Raw genomic sequence first — 18,196 nt, forward strand, 5'->3', positions numbered from 1 at the left:
CCCTTTATGACAAAGCTACTTTTACTCTTTTTGTCGCACCATTTTGAACAACAAACCATAGGTGACAATATGACTGCTATCATCAACCAACAAATTCCAGAATTTACCACCGAAGCTTTTGTAAATGGTGAGTTCAAAACCATCTCATCAGAAGACACCAAAGGCAAATGGTCTATCTTCATGTTCTATCCACACGACTTTACGTTCGTCTGCCCAACTGAGCTTGAAGACATGGCTGACCACTACGAAGAGCTAAAAGCCCTTGGTGTAGAAGTGTATGCCGTCTCTACCGACAGCCACTTCGTTCACAAAGCATGGCACGACTCATCTCCTGCCATCGGTAAAGTAAAATACCCAATGCTAGGCGACGGCACTGGTAAAATCACTCGTGGCTTTAACATCATGATTGAAGACGAGCACGCCGCATTGCGTGGTACTTTCTTGGTAGACCCAGACGGTCTTATCAAAGTTGCCGAGATTCACGACCTAGGTATCGGTCGCTCTGCCAAGGACATGATTCGTAAAGTCAAAGCTGCCCAATACGTGCGTGAAAATGACGGTGAAGTCTGCCCAGCCGCTTGGGAAGCAGGTCAAGAGACCTTAAAGCCAAGCCTAGACCTAGTTGGTAAAATCTAATCTAATAATTTAGTTACTCTGAGATTTTAGATAACCCAAACCGCTTAGCCATCAGGTTAGGCGGTTTTTATTTTATGACAAAAACATCGGTCAAGTTGGTGAATGTGTGTTAAAATTGTTGCTCTCCATTTTTAGACATTTTGTTAACAACATTGAGACAATTATATGAAGCTCTACCGCACCCTATTGGCAGTTGCCGTTTCTGCCACCCTACTGACCGCTTGTAACAAGACCGAAGCCCCAGCCGAACAGCCTGCCAACACCGCAGAGACCACCCAAACTACCCCTGCTAAGACCACCAGTGTCAATTTGGATAACTCACCAAGCATTGCCATGATGAACAAAATCTTGCAAGCGTCCACGCTCATGCATTTGGCACAGACCAATCCTAACATCACCGACGAGCAAGGGGCTTGTCTGATGTCCAAAGACGGCGAAGCGACCTATCATGAGACCAGCAAGCAGACGCTCGTGGACGCTGTTGGCGTTGAAGGCATCCAAGAAGCAGATAAATTCTATGAAAGCGAAGTCGGTCAAAAGGCACTAAAATACACCGAACAACAAGAAAAACTGGCTCGTGGCGAGAGCATTGATGGTGAACCTATTGTCATGACCGAAGAAGACCAAGCCAAGATGGTAGAGATGAGTCAGAGCGAAGCCAATCAAAAGCTAGAAGCTGCCATACAAGAGAGCATTACCCCCGAGAAGATGAAAGCACTCATCGAAGACTTTGCCACCAAAGAAAAAGCTCGTTGCAACATCAGCTAATTTTGATAAATCACAAAAATCGCTCAATATGTTGGGCGATTTTTTAGCATCAAAAAATTACAGCCAAACAAAAACACAGGTCGTCTGGCCTGTGTTTTTTATCACTTAAACAAGCGATTGATTATGCTTTGGTCAAAAGATACTGATAAAGTTCATCTTTTAGAGCCAATTTTTTGCGTTTTAGCCCTTCGATTTCTTCGGCACGGCTGTTGGCGGCAACAGGGTCATTTTCAAGCTTGGTGATTTCTTCGTCAAGCTCGTTATGCTCATCAAACAGCTTAACAAAGTGCAAATCATTTTCGGTTTTTAGTTTGGTGATGAGTTCACGGTATTCTGGGAACATGAAAATTCTCCTAATTTATCAATGGGTTAGTAATATTCCAATAGCTGATTTGATGGCAACTTACCCACCAAATCCACTTATTTGGCATGGCTTTATCTTAGCAAGAATTGACGGTATAAGCAAGCAAAATTATGGCTTTTTATGGCTTTTTGCAATTAATTGACTTTGATAAATATTGTCTTAAAAACATTTAATTTCATCAATGGTAAAAAATCCCTTATAATATAGTCAAGTTTATTGACCATGATACAATAAGGCTCCCTATGCTAGACAAATCTTTACTTGATGCCATCAAGACTTACAGCACCAACATGACTCGCCCCATTGCCATGATTTTGGGACAAGGCGACCATGCCAAACGTGCCGAGCTTGTGGACTTTTTGGAGCAAATCGCAAGCTGTTCAGACAAAATCGGCTTTGATAAAACCGTTGTGGACACCGACCTGTCGCCCATGAGCTTTAAGATTACCACCGACAACCGTGATACGGGAATTGTGTTTAGTGGCATCCCCGGCGGTCATGAGTTCACGTCCCTGCTACTTGCGATTTTGCACGCAGGCGGTCATACCATGAAGCTAGACGAAGGCATTCAAGAGCTTGTTAAACGCATTCAAAAACCACTTAAATTTCAAACCTTTGTCTCGCTATCGTGCCACAACTGCCCTGATGTCGTGCAAGCGTTAAACCAATTTGCCATCTTAAATGACGGCATTGAAAACGAGATGATTGACGGTGGTGTATTCCCCGAGCTTGTCGAAGCCAACAACATTCAAGGCGTGCCTGCGGTATTTTTAAACGGCAAGCCATTTTTAAACGGTAAAGTCGATACCGCCCGTATCATTGACAAACTACAAGCCGAGTACCCCGACTTACTTGCCGAAGGTCAAAGCGAAGAGCTAGAAACCCAAGACGTAACCGTCATCGGTGGTGGACCTGCGGGCAGTGCGGCGGCGATTTATACCGCTCGCAAGGGACTTCGTGTGGCACTCGTTGCCGACCGTATTGGCGGGCAAGTCAAGGATACCCAAGACATTGAGAACTTAATCTCAATCCCACTCACCAACGGCAACACCCTAGCAAGCAACCTTGCCACACATATTAAAGAATACAACATCACGGTCAAAGAACACGTGAGCGTGTCGTCTATCGAAGAAGTCAAAGGCGGTTATCAAGTTACCCTAAACACAGGGGCAAGTTGGACTTCACGCACGCTCATCATTGCCACAGGAGCCAAATGGCGTAAACTTGGTGTCAAAGGCGAAGATGAAAACATCGGCAACGGCGTGGCGTATTGCCCACACTGCGATGGCCCCTTCTTTAAGGGCAAGCCTGTGGCGGTCATTGGGGGCGGTAACTCAGGCGTGGAAGCGGCGTTGGACTTGGCGGGTATCGTTGCTCACGTTACCGTGTTAGAGTTTGGCGATAAACTACGTGCCGACCAAGTCCTGATTGACAAAGCGAGTGCCAAAGACAACATCACAATCATCAAAAACGCCACCACGCAGGAAATCACGGCAAATGGCGGTAAAGTAGATGGTCTTATCTATCAAGACCGAGTGTCGGGCGAGAATGTAACTTTGCCACTATCGGCGGTATTTGTGCAAATCGGACTGGTGCCAAACTCTGATGTCGTCAAGGGCTTGGTCGATGTTACCGTTCATGGCGAGATTGAGATTGATGTCAAATGTTGCACGAGCAAAGCAGGCGTGTTTGCTTGTGGGGACGTAACCACCGTGCCTTATAAGCAAATCAACATTGCCATGGGCGAAGGCTCAAAGGCAGGGCTGTCGGCATTTGAGTATCTCATGATGAATTCTTGATTTTTTAAGCAATAAAAACACGCTCCGAGTTTGGGGCGTGTTTTTTGTGATTGGGATATTCCTGCCCTTTATAACACAATTTACATTTTAGAGCGTTTAAAGAAAATGATGCTTTTGCATGAAAAATGGCCATCCGACCACTTAATTTAAAAAAAGTTAAGCTAAAATTCTTAAAATTTACATGACTAAGTGGTCGGACTGTTTTTCATCATAACCCCTGCAAATCTGGGCGTACTGCGTGGGTTATCTCATCAGTCAGATAACCTTGCACCGTACAAGCAAGGGCGACTTTGTCCTGATACTCTTCGACAAATAACACCTTTTCTGCCGAACCTTTGACAGGGGCGGTGCCACCTACGGCATTGTCGTTAATTGTCCAGTGGGTTGATTGGTTAACATCATCAATAATCCATGTCTTACCTGCCCAATGTCCATCACTTTGGGCGGTCAGGTGTAATTGTGGTAGTCTTTTGGCAAGCTCAGCAGGGCGAGTTGTGCTATGCAAACCCCAATAATAGACATCAATGGTATTCAACGGCAATGCTGTATGCTCTTGATAAAACCCTGTAAACGCCACACCATTGACCATCATGGGTCGTTTAAAGGTAATGCGGTTGTTTTTGGGGTCGCCACTGGTTTTAAAATAGGCAATGCCATTTTTACGCTCAATGGGAGCATATTTTTCTAAGGCTCGCTGATTGGCATGAATAAACTCAAATAATGACGCATCGCACACGGCTAATTTTTGTACAAATTGCATTTCAATGCTTGGCGTGGCTTGGGGTGCTTGGTCAGGACTAGCACCCAATACCGCCAATAACCCCGCCAACGAAAATGATGAAAATTCCATAAATAACAACCAAATAAGAATGATGATTGATTATAACAAAACCACACCCAAAAACAAGCCCCAAACAAATGTTGGGGCTTTTTACCATTGCATTAACACTTTACTTCATGCGACTTATCAAATTATCTTTTATCACAAACTGATGATACAACGCCCCACCAACGTGGGCGATGACCAGAAATACCAACACATAAAACACCGCCCCTGTGTGCAGTCCGTTCATCACCTTTGCCATCTCTCTGTCAATACCCACCACGCTCGGGAAACTAAACAGCCCAAACACGCCCACGCCACGACCGCCATACATACTCATGAGCATACCTGTAATAGGCATGGCAAGCATGGCAACATACAAGCCCAAATGGGTCAGATGGGCCATCGCCGTTTGCCATTTTGGCATGGGCGGGTGCGGTGGGACTTTGATGACAAAGCGGTTAATGATACGCAAAACCGTCCAAATAAAAAAGCTCGCCCCGATGGATTTGTGCAGACCGATATACTCATCGCCCATATTAATAGTCACAAATGCCACGATGATAAGTAACACCCCCATCCAATGAAAAATGCGAGTGGCAAGGCTGTATTTATCGGTGTGGCGTGTCGGCTGGCTCGTGGCTGGCGTGGTCATGATGCTTCCCCTAAATAAAAAACTTCGTTTTATTATAACGAAGTTTTTGGTAAAAATTATAAGACAAAAGTAGCTTTTTGGTAAATCAGCTGTCCAAATCCACCAAGCGGTGAGCGATTAAGTCCAAATCAGGCACGACATACATCTCGCCATCTAACATGACCGCTTGGTACAGATAGTTTTCTTGTCTTTGCTCACGGTTAGGTAGATTAGGAATGGACAGCTGAATGTTAGCAATCTCTTCATCACTTAGAATAATATCTGTCACATCTGAGATACGAACCCTTCTGGTTGTCAGCTCGCCTGCGGTTTGTAGTGCCAAACGGTGAACGTCCGAGTTACCTTCTAAGATGACGAGCTTGTCCACTTCGATGTCTTTGGGAATCAGATGGTACACCGAGACCTCTTGACCTCGCCACAGATATGTCCAGATTCGCTCATGGTATTCGTCCACGCTTATGATAAGGGCGGTTGGCACCAGCCAATCAGGCTGACCGATGGCAGGAATGGCGGTCACCTCAATGGTACCATGCTCAGCGGTAAGCAAGCTTACAGGTTCAAACTGGTGTTTTTGAATTTTTCTCATAACTATTCTCAATCAATGGTAAATGATGACATCATCTTTAATATTCATCATGCTATTTTGCCAAGAATCATCCATCCGTGATACATTTGGTGGCACGCTTAAAGCAAATTTAGGCATCTCTGTTTGTCATTGTGAACATTTAAGACCCCGAAGCATGTGATTGATGCGTTTGGCAAGTTCCAAAGGTGTCCCAAAAAATTGGCAAAATCCTGAATCAATCATCGCTTGGGGCTGGCTAGGACAACCACTACTCTCAGGGCTTTGAGCCCACAGATGGCTTTTGTTTTGGGCAATTTGGGCAAGATAGGCAGAACCATCATCACCCATGCCAGAGAATATGATGCCAATAAGTTCACTGCCATACACGTCGCTGGTGTTTTTAAGGAGCTGACTGATGTTTGGCTGATATTCACCCTCCCACGGCTTATCGAGTAAAATCACTCGCCCTTCACTGTCACAGACGATTTGTTGCTCAATCGGGGCAATCAAGCAAGTCCCCGTTTGTAATCGCTGACTGATGCCAATTACCCGACATCGCCAGTCATTATTGCGAGTGAGTATCTTTGGCAGACCATGAATCATCTCTTTATCAAAATGATGAGCAATTAAAACAGCAAGCGGCAACTCAGGGGAGATGTTATCCAAAAATACCTTCAAAGCATCAGGTCCGCCCATCGATGCTCCCAAAAATAGCACGTATCTCCAAGGGCGTACAGACACATGGGAGATGGCCGTGGATTTTTTATCCGTAGTCTTTATCGTGGGCATGCCAAGCGAGTTACAAAGACGGCGTAGCAGTGAACGTTGCCATTTTTTATAACTCTCATCATGCTTTGGATTGGGAGCCTCTTGAAAACCCACCAACATCAGGCGTGGCTTATGACCATCAATGAGTACCTGCAACCCATCCAATAAAGGTGGCTCCACTAGCCACACCATCGCTTTGGGCAATTTTGACTGTATCATCACATCAAGCTGTTCGGTGCTAAAACAGCCAATAACGTCAAAGCCTGCCTCACGCAAACCATCATCAAAAGCAAGTCGCTGACTGCGTTGGTCACTTATCACAATGACCTTAATATCCTTAATCTGCTCGTCAGATGGCATGATTTGATGGGTGCAAATATCATCAACATCCGAGTGCTGAAAAGTAGGGCTAACACCAATCTTGCTTTGCCAGTACCGTGCCGCCACACTCAAAGGTCTTTGTTTCGACACATCTTTGTTAGATTCCATCGCCCACCATCATCTTTCATGAACGAACCGCTAAATGTTTAGCAGTTTGCCAATACGTTCCAAAAGCTCCACTTCTTGGAACGGCTTACCCATGTAGTCATTAACACCAATCTCGAAGGCACGGTCTCGATGCTTTTCGCCCGTTCGCGATGTAATCATGATGATTGGTAGGTGACTCAAACGGGGACTGTGACGCACCTGAGTTGCGACCTCAAAACCATCCATGCGTGGCATCTCAATGTCAAGTAGCATCAAATCGGGAATATTGTCTTGTAAAATCTCAATGGCATCAACGCCATCTTTGGCAACGATAACCTCAAAACCTTGACGTTCTAAGAAACGAGATGTGACCTTGCGTACTGTCACAGAATCGTCTACCACCATGATGAGGTGACGACGACTGACGACAGGTTCCACCTCTTTGTTTTCTCGTTTCGCCTGAGCGGTACGCATGAGTGCCAACAGATCAAGGATGAGCATGACCGAGCCATCACCCATGATGGTTGCTGCCGAGATTCCCGATAGGTTAGAAAGCTGACGACCTAATGGCTTGACCACAATCTCAATACGAGAACCCACAATCTCATCCACCTGCAAAGCAAGGGCTTGCCCTGTCTGAGTTTTGATGATAATCACAGGCAAACTCACTCCTGAGACAATCTCATTAAAATAATTGCCTGTTAAGATTTCATTAAGATAACGCAAACGATAGTTTTTGTTATCAATCTTGATGGTGTTATTGCCCGATTGATGATAGGTTAATAGTTCTGTGGCATTCATCTGCACCACACGCTCAATCTGCACCAGCGGGATGGCGTATTGGCGGTCAGCCACACGCACAATCAGTGCATCTGACACAGATACAGTCAATGGCACACGGATGATAAAACGAGAGCCCCTACCAAACTCCGACTCCACCGATACCGAACCACCCAATTGACGAATCTCTGTACGCACCACATCCATACCCACGCCACGACCTGAGATTTGGGTTACTTTGTTTGTGGTGGACAGACCTGCATTAAAGATATACTGCATGATGTCGTTATCAGCAAGCTGTTCGTCGGGGTGAATCAATCCTTGACTGATGGCCTTATTACGTACCGCATCTACATTCACGCCTGCCCCATCATCAGATAGCAAGATAACCATCTCACCCCCTTCACGTAGCACCTCTAACGTGATATGACCTGTTAATGGTTTGCCAAGCTCACTACGCTTAGCAGGCATTTCAACACCATGATCAACAGCATTACGAAGCATGTGTTCTAGCGGTGATGTAATGCGGTCAAGAATACTTCTATCCATCTCATCATCAGCATTAATCACCGTCAGCTCTACGTTCTTGCCAAGCTCGCTTGCGGTTTGACGCACAATGCGTTGGAGGCGTGGGGTCAGTCGTGAAAATGGCACCATCCGTGAATTCATCAGACTGTCCTGCAAGTCTGCTTGGGTACGTGATAATTGTAACAACAAGTTTTCACCATCACGGGTTTTGTCTAGCATGGTCGCTTTAATGTCTAGCAAGTCTGATGCTGACTCCGAGAGTGATTTGGACAACTGGTTAAGTGACGAATACTGGTCCATCTCCAAGGGGTCAAAATCTTCATCAAACGTACCATCATCAATCTGTGCCAGAATCTGCTCTTCTAGTTCAATATCCATGCGACGTAGCTGGTCAAACAGACGCTGAACCGTAACCCCCATCTCCTCGATACTGCCTGTGATACTAGCAAGGTTCATGTCAATACGAGCACGGTTAATCGCCGCCTCGCCTGACAAGTTAATCATGCGTTCAAGCAGTGGGGCTGAGATACGAATCATCTCATTGTTACTGCTACTGTCCACACTTTCTCCAAACACACCTTTCATGGGTGGCATGCGGCTGATATCACGGGTATTTTTTGATTCTGCCAAGAAGGCTTGATATTCACTGATGAAATCAATTTCATTCTCAAGCGACACCACAGGCACTTCGTTTAGGTCATCGGGGTTTTTGATGAAACAGTGCAAAGCATCTACTAACGGCGTAGGGCGAGGTGGGTTGTAGTTATGTTCTAGTAGCCCAACCGCTGATGTGATCCAATCATGACATGCAAAGAGTAGATTTGCCACCATACGTGTTGCAGGCAGACGGCGGTTACCCAAGCCCTCATAGACCGTTTCCATCTCGTGAGCGAGGTCAGCCACACCATTGGCAGAGACCATTCTTGCTCCACCTTTGATGGTGTGTAGCTTACGTTGCAATGCTTGCAAACTTGCCACGTCCGATGTGTTATTACGAAATGCCGCAAAGTTCTCACTACTGCTCTCAGCAAGCTCTTTAGTTTCTTCTAAGAATACACCCAAGATGTCTTTGTCAGGCAAGTTGCCCTGCCAAGAGTCTTTAATAAAACTTTGGTATCTGGCTTCTTCATCAAGCTCAGGTGTAGCAGGTTGGGCAGATGCACTCTCTTCTTTTTTGGCATCAAGCACAGGAATGGCAATCACAGCCCCCTCTGGCACTTCTCCTGCGGATAAATAAGCCTGTAAATCAGCAATGGTGTTATCTGCAAAGAAAGACTGCTTGGTATTTTTAACCGCATCTAGCTGCAAGGATAATACATCCTGCACACGTTGCATGGTGCGAACCCACGGGTCGGTGACGGTCATTTGTTTATTGGTAAAGCGTTCGTATACACTCTCTGCTTCGTGAGTTAGATCGCCAATACTGCTAATACCTGCCAGTCTCGCTCCACCTTTTATGGTGTGCAAATGTCTTTGCAGGGTTTTTAGATGGTCAAGATTTTCCTTATCATCTCGCCATTGACCGAAAACTTCAGTTACCTCAGCATCAAGCTCCAACGCCTCATCTAAAAAGATCTCCAACAGCTCATCATCTGTGGCAATCATCTCTAAACGAATAGGTGCTTGAGAATCAGACTGTGATACTCCCTTATCAATTGATGCCTTAGATGAATCGGCATCCTCTTTAATCTTAGACTGCTCTTTTAGAGTATTGCCAAGCTCTTGATAATAATTCTCTCGCTCTAACGTAATGGTACTTAGGTTATTTAGAATTGATTTATCCACCGTTAACGCCATGCTACCTGCCATGGCGTCAAAGAGCCCAATGAGCTCATGATGAACCGCAAGCAAGGCATCAATAAAACTGTCATCTTTGGCTTGTTCGGCATGCTCTGCCATCAGTTCATAGGCAGGCTTTAAGGACGCAAGCAGGCTTTGAAATTTTGGCAAATCTTGCGTACGCGCTAAAAGCATGTCAATCTGAGTAAGCTGTGTTTTGGCATAATCACAAATCACATTTTGTTCTTTGGCACTCATGCCCTCCAATTCAAGCTCAGCATCAAGCAGCTCATCAATCCCATCAATCAGACTCTCTACATGATAAACATTAGTCTCATCAAGCATGAGCTCTTCAATTTCTTGCTTATCCTCAGCCAATTCCCCCAACTCTTGGGCGGTGATGAGACCGCCATCGGTTTGGTTGTAGGCATCAAGATAGCCATCAATAAATGCCACTGCATTTTTGAGTGCTTGTTTGTGCTTATCACCCATCGGTGCATCATGATGTTGCAAACTTTGCAAACCACGCTCAATAATAGCACCCACCTCACCCACTGCCACCAGTGGTGCCAAGCCTGATGCTCCACGCAAGGTGTGAAATGCACGCACCACCTTATTGTCCACGGGTGTCTGAGTATCTGCTTCATGTGCATTTAAAAATATTGTCACCTCCGCCAATAATTCTCTGGCTTCTTCGATAAAGATTTGGCACAGCATGTCCTCTTCATCATCTACAGGACTGCTTGGCGTGGTGTTAGACATGATCTGACCTGCCTGCTCCACCAAACTAAGTGCTTCGTGAGTGGGCTTGGTCTTCTTGTCAGTCTCATCATCTTGGGTGCGGTCTGTTTGTTCAGTGGTTTTGTCATTGATGACGTCTAGATTTGACTCACCTTCTACTGATGACGCCACCAAAACAAGCTCAGGCACCAATACTCCATCATCTAATGACTGCAAAGCGCCATTATCGGCAACACTGTCAATGTCATCACCGTTTTCTGTATTGGCATTTTGTATATCGGTGTTTTTGTCCAACCCATCAGCTACATCCAATGTGCGATAGTCAAACTCCTTGCCATGCCCTTTGCTATAAGCGTGAGCGACCGCCTCCCACAGTTTTATCTTGGCAGGGTAATCGTCAGATTTGGATTCAAAGATGGATACCAACGCACCAAACTCGCCCAACACGTCACCGATGAGTGCCTGCATGCCATCATCCATCGGCACGGTCTCATCTAGGACACGGTTTAGCATGTTCTCAATCGACCAAGCCAGCTCACCAAGCTCATACGCCCCAACCATACGTCCTGAGCCTTTTAGGGTGTGAAAGCCCCGGCGGATATCGGTCAGCGTGCCTTTGTCAGGACTGCTTTGGTATTTATCAAAAAGCGGAATGATGGTCTCTAAGACCTCGCCTGCCTCTTCGATATAAATCTCGCGAATGTCTTCATCGACCTCCATCGGCTCATGCGTGGTTGCTTTGGCAGTCTCGATAAATGGCAATAGTACCGCAGGCATGTCCGCTGTTTGGACTTGCTCATCATTGGTGGTATCATCAACAATCTCCTCAGAAACACTTTCGATTTCATCAGCATTTGCCAACTCATCACCAATAGACTCATCGTCATCCTCGCCAATCATGATGTTGTCATCTGCCACATCATCACCGACCGACTCGTCTGTCTCTACTAATGGCTCGTCTTGCACCTCATATTCTATGCTCTCGCCTGCTAGGTCAGGTCTGCCTTCATCCATGGGTCTACCCGCCAAGATATTATTGGCACGCATGACTACCAGTGCATTATCCACGCTCGGGGGTTGACTGCTTGCAAAGTCCTGCACCATAACAGGGATAATTTCGGCAGTCTCACTAACGATGGCCACCACATCAGGACTGACTTTGATCGTCTCGTCTAGAACACGGTTAAGCATATTTTCAATGGCCCAAGCAGTCTCACCCACTTGAAATGCCCCAACCATACGCCCTGAGCCTTTTAGGGTGTGCCAATTACGGCGAATCTCTTTTAGCGGTTTGAGATTTTGGGGGTCAGCTTGCCATTTTGGTAGGTGCGTGTGCATCTCTTCCATGACTTCATCGACCTCTTCGATGAAAATCTCACGGAATTCTTCATCATGACTAAAATCATCTTCTTTTAGGCTTGCCTTGGCAGCAAGATAAACCTCACTTAGCCCATCTGTAGCCTGCCCCTCTGCTACGTCTTGTTTTGTCTCACCAAGAACTACCACTTGCTCATCAGACTCTTTTTGGGCAAGTTTTTCATCGGCAATATCAGCAATATTGATATTATTCGTATCGTCTGCATCATCTATATCGTCAAAAATAACATCAGCTTCGCCAATCATCTCATCATCAAAGACGACTTCATCAAACACATCTTGGTCTGGCAAATCTTGGCTATTGTCGGCTTGAACAACATCTACATCATCGACAACCATCTCATCTTCGTTGGTGCCATTTTCAGGTAGCTCATCAGTCAATAACTCACTACTTGCAAGACTTGGTACAACATTATCCACCGTGCCTTCATTGACATAATCAGACAACAAAATTTCATCATCTTCTTGGGTTGCATACACACCATCTTCTGCCGTGTGAGGCTCTTGGTCGGGCAACTCATCCACCATAAGTTCATCGTCGTCAAGCTTCTCATCATCCAAGGTCAATGCAATACTGTCATCAAATAAATCTAACTCAATATCTTCATCAGGCAAATGATTGATGATTTGTGGCTCATCTTGGACTGGGTCATCATCTAAGCGTGGATTTTGGCTTTGGTCGCCTACTTGACCGACTGCCAAAACTGGTTCATCAACAAAAATATCATCAAACAGCTCATCATCTGCCACATCAAAGTCGACTGTTTCACTCTTTGTGGATGTTTTGATGTCATCAACACCAAAATTATCATCAAAGGTAAGCGTATCATCAAACAAATCATCAAAATCATCTTGGCTGATTTGGTTGTCTTGGGCGACTTGATGGCTGATATTAATACTCTCATCAGGTGTTATGATGGCTGTCTTATGAGCATCATGAATGTCTAGACCAATCTCATCCAAAGTCTTATCATGCATGCCATCAATGCTAACGTCAATAACATCAACATCATTCTCTGCTTTGGCATCATCCAAAGACATGTCATCCGCTGGCAACTCATCGATGGTCAATGTACCATCTAACTCAAAATCATCAATAACCTGCTCGGTTTGATTTTCATCTTGGGCATTTTTTTGCACAGACGGCTCAACCATCTGACTTTCAAAGACGACATCATGAGCCAGTTCTCGCCCATCTTCTGCTTCGCTGTCTTGCCCATCATTAACATCTAGATTGACATCAATACCTAATCCCAAATCCACATTTGTATTTGTGTCTGTATCCAAAACATCTTGGATGCCATCTTGAGCGTCGTCAAGGTTTGTTTGTGATGGCAAAGTGGGGACATGCTCGCCTGCGTCATCATAAACCGTGACATGCTGATGAGCAGAGTGACGTGCCATCTCCACATCATGCAGTTCAGGCTCGCTTAGATTGGCATCAAGCAGTAGTCTTTGAGCATCATCGGTGCATTCTTCTGTTCGGATGAGTAGAGCATGGTCAAATACTTGTTGTGCCAAATTATCAAGAAACATCTCAAACAAAGACAAACACTCGGCAGTCTTATGAGCGATTTGCCATGGGATATGATTTGGTGATTTTTCTTGGAGCAGGGTAAATACCCCCGCAATTTTTGTTGCCACTGTCGCCGCATCAAATAACCCTAGGTCATTAAAGTTTTTAACCAGTAACTCAAAATTCTTAGATGATGGCAGTTTATCAGCTTGTTTATGGTTTAGGTAATCTGAGAACTTATCTTTGACTTCTTCTATTAAGATACGAACTTCACGAAGCACATCTCGCTCATTGGCAACAATGTCATCATGACGACCGCCTTTGGTGTTGATAACCTCGGCGGTACTGGCGATGGCAGTATACAAATCTTGGAGCTGAGTGTTGAGTTGCCATTGCATTTGGGCAAACATCTCATCACTGCTTTGGGCGGTGGTTGCATCACTAATGATTTGCTCCACATAACGGGCATAGAAAGACCAACCACGTGCTGACAGTTGCTCTTGCAAGGCGTGTAGCACATCCATCTTAATCTTGTTGTCCGCCAACGAAAATACCAGCCCCTCCACGGTCGCCAATACATGGGGAAAGAAAGCTTGGTCGTCTGCCAACATCTCATTGAGATGCTTTAAGAGGTTTTGAGCTTGCTCATTTAACACGTCCAGATTAGCAAGTACTACATAAATATCAGCAATAACATTTTCAAGCCAAATGCTTGCTTCAAGCTCTGGGGCAATGTCTGCCTTTTGAAAAGCAATCACACGATCAAGTTCGCCCAAGATATGAGCATAATAAGATGGCAATGGCTTGGTGTTTAATGAGGTGTTTTCAAGCCATAGTACCGTGATGAGCCATAGCTTTTGTAGCACAGGCTCCGTTGCTGCTCCTGCTAGGTGCGTGCCAAGATTACGCAGTTTGGTTAGTTGTTCGCCATTAGCCCCACTTTGGATAAGCTGTCCTGCCAACGCCCGCCAAGCCTGATTAATCTCTTGATAGCTTTTGTCATCTAGCGTGCCTGACTGAACCACTTTTAAGTCTATTTGCTCGCTAAACCGTTCATGAACCACCGACTGCAAGATGCTTTGTTTGTCTATCTTGCCGCCCACATGAGCCCCTACCAAGTTAAGATAATAAATGCGTGAATTTAGTAAAGGACGTCGCAAAAAACCTGTGGTGGCATAGCGTTTTATCTCATTTTGCAACAGATGGCTGGCGTAGATGATTTTTGGCGCCAAAACCGCAGGGTTGCCCGTTTTTGCAAAATACTCAGCAGTCTCACCGATGGTTTTGGCAAGTTTGGTAAACTCAGGCAGATTTGCCATGACAAGCACATTGCCAATAACACCATATTGGCGAGCAAAATAAGCCAACATCTCAGATGCTGACGGGGCTGTATGGGCGTGCAATGCTTGAAATTCTTGGTTTAACGGGTCAATCAGCCATTCTAATGCCACTAATTCATTGGACTGCTTAATCATATTATCATCCTAAAACAATACTTTAATTGGCTTGTGCCATTTTTTAAATCATCATTTGACATGGGTACAAGTCAGTCATTGGCTTATTTTTTGCCAAGCGTTAATCTGACCGTTATCGACACGCCTCATATTAGGGTGTTGCCAAAACATGGCTTCATTAGGAGCAAACAAAACACAACCGCCAATATCTAAATTCTGCACAAAATATGCCAAAATGTCTCTTTGGTCAAATTTTCTAAAATAAATCAGCACATTTTGACAAATAATCACCTGTTGCTTGGGCAAGTCAAGCGGTTGTTTTGCAAAAAGGTTATGCCAAAAAAATTGGGTGTGTTGCCGAGTTTTTATGTCCACCTGCCATATTTTTTGGTGATTAAAAACGCCCACCCCATCGTGCGTGGCATGAAGCTGGGAGTGGTAACGGGCAGGGATTTCATTAATTTGTCTGCCTGTATACTCGCCTTTTTTTGCCAACGTCAGCGAGCGTACGGACAAATCCGAGCCATTGACCTGAAACGGCAAAGGTCTGACAAACTGCCGAGATATCAAGTCAAGTGTCATTGCCAACGAATACGTCTCTTGACCTGTAGAACATCCTGCACTCCATACCGAAAACATCGACGGAACATCAAACGATGGTGTTGCCTTATGCCACTTAGTAATATAAGATTTGTACAGCTCTCCTACGAATGTCAAAGACGGCTCATGGCGAAAAAAACGACTCTCCGCAATGAGCAAGTTATCAAGTAGCGACTGAGTCAAGGCTGGCAATGGTTCTGATGGTACAACAATATCATGTTGCAAAGCATCATACAACTCATGTACGCTCATGTTGTGACTTTGGGCGGTGGTCGTGATGGCATAAATGAGCCAATTATGTTGCACCGACGGCAACACAAATCCACAGATTCGCTCTATGTACGCTTGCCACAAAGGCAAATTCATCACGCCCCCCATGCTAACAATCAGTTGTCAGCAAAAACATCATCGTTGGATAGCTTAAAGCCAGATACTGACTCTTGCAAGGCTGCCGCCATCTCGTTTAGACGACCCACCGAACGAGCAGTCGCCATCGTACCTGATGAAGTTTGCGAGGTAATATCTTGAATGATGTTCATCGTGCTAGAAATATGACCTGCAGAGGTGGCTTGCTGACGGGCAGCGTTTGAGATGTTTTGGATTAAATCTGCCAGTGTGTTCGATACGGTTTGTACCTCGTCTAGTGCCTCGCCTGCGTCTTTGGCAAGTTTTGCACCTTTTACAACTTCTGCAGTGGTAGACTCCATCGATGATACCGCTTCATTGGTATCCGCCTGAATGGTCTTAACCAGTGTCTCAATCTGACGAGTCGCCGCAGCCGAACGTTCTGCCAGTCGCTGTACCTCGTCGGCAACGACCGCAAAACCACGACCTGCCTCACCTGCCATCGATGCCTGAATGGCGGCGTTCAAGGCCAGAATATTGGTTTGGTCGGCAATGTCGTTAATCAATCCAACAATATCACCAATCTCTTGAGACGATTCACCCAGACGCTTAATACGCTTAGAGGTTTCTTGAATTTGATTACGGATGGTGTTCATGCCCTCAATAGAGCGTTGTACCACGTCCGCACCGTTTTGAGCAATGGCAACCGAACGCTGGGCAACCGAGGCAGACTCTGAAGCGTTGGCAGATACTTGGTCAATCGACACCGCCATCTCATTAATCGCGGCAGACACGCCTGCAATCTCTTGGGCTTGATGCTCGGACGCTTCGGCAAGCTCTACCGCGGTCATCTGTGTTTGTTGTGATGACTGGGCAACTCGGTCGGCAGTGGTGTTAATGGCAAGTACCAGCTGACGCAGTTGGTCGATGGCGAAGTTCACCGAGTCGGCAATCGCCCCCGTAAAATCTTCTGATACGGTGGCGTTTACGGTCAAGTCACCTTCTGCTAGGTCGCCCAATTCATCAAGCAGTCGCAAAATCGCCATTTGTGAGCGTTCGTTTTCTTCTTGGATTTGTCTGGCTCGTGCCGCTTCTTTTTCCATCTCTTGACGCTGACGCATGTTTTCTTTTTCACTAATGCGTAATTCTTGACTGTTTTGCTGTCTTAGTAAACGATACAAAGCAAATGCCAAAGCAAGAGCACTAAGTAGCAACAAAAGTGCAGGGATTAGAATGCTTTTTTGGGTAATAATGCCACGGTCAATCTTGGAAAGTTGCTCTTGGGTCTTAGTAGCAAGATCAGTGAGTGCTTGGGCAGATTCACGGGATTGGATGGTGGGGTTACTTAGGTCAGTCAATTGACTGATGACAGGCTTCACCATCTGCCGATAGGTATCATCAATGGCTTGCAAGGATGGGGAGGCTTGCCCATAGACTACTTGCTGGTTTTTTAAGATGCGTGCAAAATTTGACACTTCTTCTTTAAACTCATCGGTATTGGTGCCTGTACTGCTGGTCAATGCCGCCATTTTTTCGCTGATGCGTTCAAGGCGTAAAATCTGCTCTTGGATTTCTTTGATGGTGGCAGATGACAGCCCTACTTTTATCGCCTGATCGGTAACACTCGCATACCGCTCTTGCATTTGACGAGCGGCATCTTGAACCTGATTTTGTAAATCTTGCAAAGCGTTGACGTCGTTTTGATGTGTGACGATATAATCGACACTGCCTTTTTTAGACTGCCAATCACTGCTGATGGCGTTGATCGCCTCTGCATCGCCCACCATTTTGTTATTTTGCAGGCGTGATAATGCCGACTCATAGGACTGTACGTCTGTCAGTAACTTGGCATAAGCAGCTTTACTAACATCAAAATCACGAGAAAACGTGGCATCATTGACATCTTTGACGATATTTACCGCACTGACTTCCAGCTGATTGACATCGCCAAGATAATCGGTTACTTTTAGAAGTGAATACGCCAAATACGCCAAGCTAAACATGGCAATGAACCCAGAGATGATGAGTAGCGTCCACCACTTTTTCTCTGAATCTGACGTTGGTGCGACCACTAGGGGTTCTGAGACTTTGCTCACATCATTCATTTTGCTTATCCTTTTAAAACCGAGCCACTTATCAATATCGCCCGCTTCTTACTTAACTGATACAACTCATCAATTCCACCACTTGTTGATGAAATGCTTTTGATTGGTTTTACATTTGCTCAAAT

The 18,196-nt window shown here is 45.4% G+C and carries 12 protein-coding genes; 4 read left to right on the forward strand and 8 right to left on the reverse strand.

Annotated features, from left to right (window positions below; all coding sequences use genetic code 11):
- Nucleotides 1-69: 69 nt before the first annotated feature.
- The gene (gene ahpC / locus K941_RS0113045) at nt 70-636 is read left to right on the forward strand and encodes an alkyl hydroperoxide reductase subunit C (RefSeq protein WP_029103926.1); all 567 of its coding nucleotides are present in this window, start codon (nt 70-72) and stop codon (nt 634-636) included.
- Between the two features lie 165 nt (nt 637-801).
- Nucleotides 802-1,404, forward strand: a complete 603-nt coding sequence (locus K941_RS0113050) for a hypothetical protein (protein WP_029103927.1) — start codon at nt 802-804, stop codon at nt 1,402-1,404.
- A gap of 121 nt (nt 1,405-1,525) precedes the next feature.
- Here the strand turns inward: K941_RS0113050 and K941_RS0113055 are convergent, their stop codons facing one another.
- Nucleotides 1,526-1,747: a YdcH family protein gene (locus K941_RS0113055; protein WP_029103928.1), complete on the reverse strand. Its 222-nt coding sequence runs from the start codon at nt 1,745-1,747 to the stop codon at nt 1,526-1,528.
- Here K941_RS0113055 and K941_RS17305 point away from each other — a divergent pair.
- On the forward strand, nt 1,746-1,910 hold the full coding sequence (locus K941_RS17305; RefSeq protein WP_156892351.1) for a hypothetical protein: 165 nt from the start codon (nt 1,746-1,748) through the stop codon (nt 1,908-1,910). The genes K941_RS0113055 and K941_RS17305 overlap by 2 nt on opposite strands.
- A 100-nt stretch (nt 1,911-2,010) precedes the next feature.
- A complete protein-coding gene (gene ahpF / locus K941_RS0113065; RefSeq protein ID WP_029103929.1) occupies nt 2,011-3,567 on the forward strand; it encodes an alkyl hydroperoxide reductase subunit F in 1,557 nt (518 codons plus the stop codon).
- Between the two features lie 208 nt (nt 3,568-3,775).
- Here ahpF and K941_RS0113075 read toward each other — a convergent pair whose 3' ends face one another.
- The 7 genes from K941_RS0113075 to K941_RS17895 form a co-directional block, all read right to left on the reverse strand.
- A complete protein-coding gene (locus K941_RS0113075) occupies nt 3,776-4,417 on the reverse strand; it encodes a hypothetical protein (RefSeq protein WP_029103930.1) in 642 nt (213 codons plus the stop codon).
- Nucleotides 4,418-4,517: 100 nt separating this feature from the next.
- Entirely contained in the window at nt 4,518-5,045 is a 528-nt protein-coding gene (locus K941_RS0113080) for a cytochrome b (protein ID WP_029103931.1), read from the reverse strand.
- A gap of 85 nt (nt 5,046-5,130) precedes the next feature.
- Nucleotides 5,131-5,631, reverse strand: a complete 501-nt coding sequence (locus tag K941_RS0113085; RefSeq protein ID WP_029103932.1) for a hypothetical protein — start codon at nt 5,629-5,631, stop codon at nt 5,131-5,133.
- 126 nt (nt 5,632-5,757) lie between these two features.
- Complete coding sequence (locus K941_RS0113090; RefSeq protein WP_228130424.1) at nt 5,758-6,867, reverse strand: chemotaxis protein CheB; 1,110 nt, start codon at nt 6,865-6,867, stop codon at nt 5,758-5,760.
- A 30-nt stretch (nt 6,868-6,897) separates the two neighbouring features.
- Nucleotides 6,898-15,042, reverse strand: coding sequence for an Hpt domain-containing protein (locus K941_RS16630; RefSeq protein ID WP_051226090.1), 8,145 nt, complete (start codon nt 15,040-15,042; stop codon nt 6,898-6,900).
- Nucleotides 15,043-15,117: 75 nt separating this feature from the next.
- Nucleotides 15,118-15,987, reverse strand: coding sequence for a CheR family methyltransferase (locus K941_RS16085; protein WP_051226091.1), 870 nt, complete (start codon nt 15,985-15,987; stop codon nt 15,118-15,120).
- A 20-nt stretch (nt 15,988-16,007) separates the two neighbouring features.
- The gene (locus K941_RS17895) at nt 16,008-18,071 is read right to left on the reverse strand and encodes a methyl-accepting chemotaxis protein (RefSeq protein WP_036388490.1); all 2,064 of its coding nucleotides are present in this window, start codon (nt 18,069-18,071) and stop codon (nt 16,008-16,010) included.
- Between the last annotated feature and the right edge of the window lie 125 nt (nt 18,072-18,196).

Origin of the sequence: Moraxella caprae DSM 19149 (genome assembly GCF_000426885.1) — a bacterium.
GTDB lineage: Bacteria > Pseudomonadota > Gammaproteobacteria > Pseudomonadales > Moraxellaceae > Moraxella > Moraxella caprae.

Bases quoted from the DNA above. Each gene is read 5' to 3' on its own strand.
- ahpC (WP_029103926.1), top strand. From the start codon at position 70: ATGACTGCTATCATCAACCAACAAATTCCAGAATTTACCACCGAAGCT.
- K941_RS0113050 (WP_029103927.1), top strand. From the start codon at position 802: ATGAAGCTCTACCGCACCCTATTGGCAGTTGCCGTTTCTGCCACCCTA.
- K941_RS17305 (WP_156892351.1), top strand. From the start codon at position 1,746: ATGAAAATTCTCCTAATTTATCAATGGGTTAGTAATATTCCAATAGCT.
- K941_RS0113055 (WP_029103928.1), bottom strand. From the start codon at position 1,747: ATGTTCCCAGAATACCGTGAACTCATCACCAAACTAAAAACCGAAAAT.
- ahpF (WP_029103929.1), top strand. From the start codon at position 2,011: ATGCTAGACAAATCTTTACTTGATGCCATCAAGACTTACAGCACCAAC.
- K941_RS0113075 (WP_029103930.1), bottom strand. From the start codon at position 4,417: ATGGAATTTTCATCATTTTCGTTGGCGGGGTTATTGGCGGTATTGGGT.
- K941_RS0113080 (WP_029103931.1), bottom strand. From the start codon at position 5,045: ATGACCACGCCAGCCACGAGCCAGCCGACACGCCACACCGATAAATAC.
- K941_RS0113085 (WP_029103932.1), bottom strand. From the start codon at position 5,631: ATGAGAAAAATTCAAAAACACCAGTTTGAACCTGTAAGCTTGCTTACC.
- K941_RS0113090 (WP_228130424.1), bottom strand. From the start codon at position 6,867: ATGGAATCTAACAAAGATGTGTCGAAACAAAGACCTTTGAGTGTGGCG.
- K941_RS16630 (WP_051226090.1), bottom strand. From the start codon at position 15,042: ATGATTAAGCAGTCCAATGAATTAGTGGCATTAGAATGGCTGATTGAC.
- K941_RS16085 (WP_051226091.1), bottom strand. From the start codon at position 15,987: ATGAATTTGCCTTTGTGGCAAGCGTACATAGAGCGAATCTGTGGATTT.
- K941_RS17895 (WP_036388490.1), bottom strand. From the start codon at position 18,071: ATGAATGATGTGAGCAAAGTCTCAGAACCCCTAGTGGTCGCACCAACG.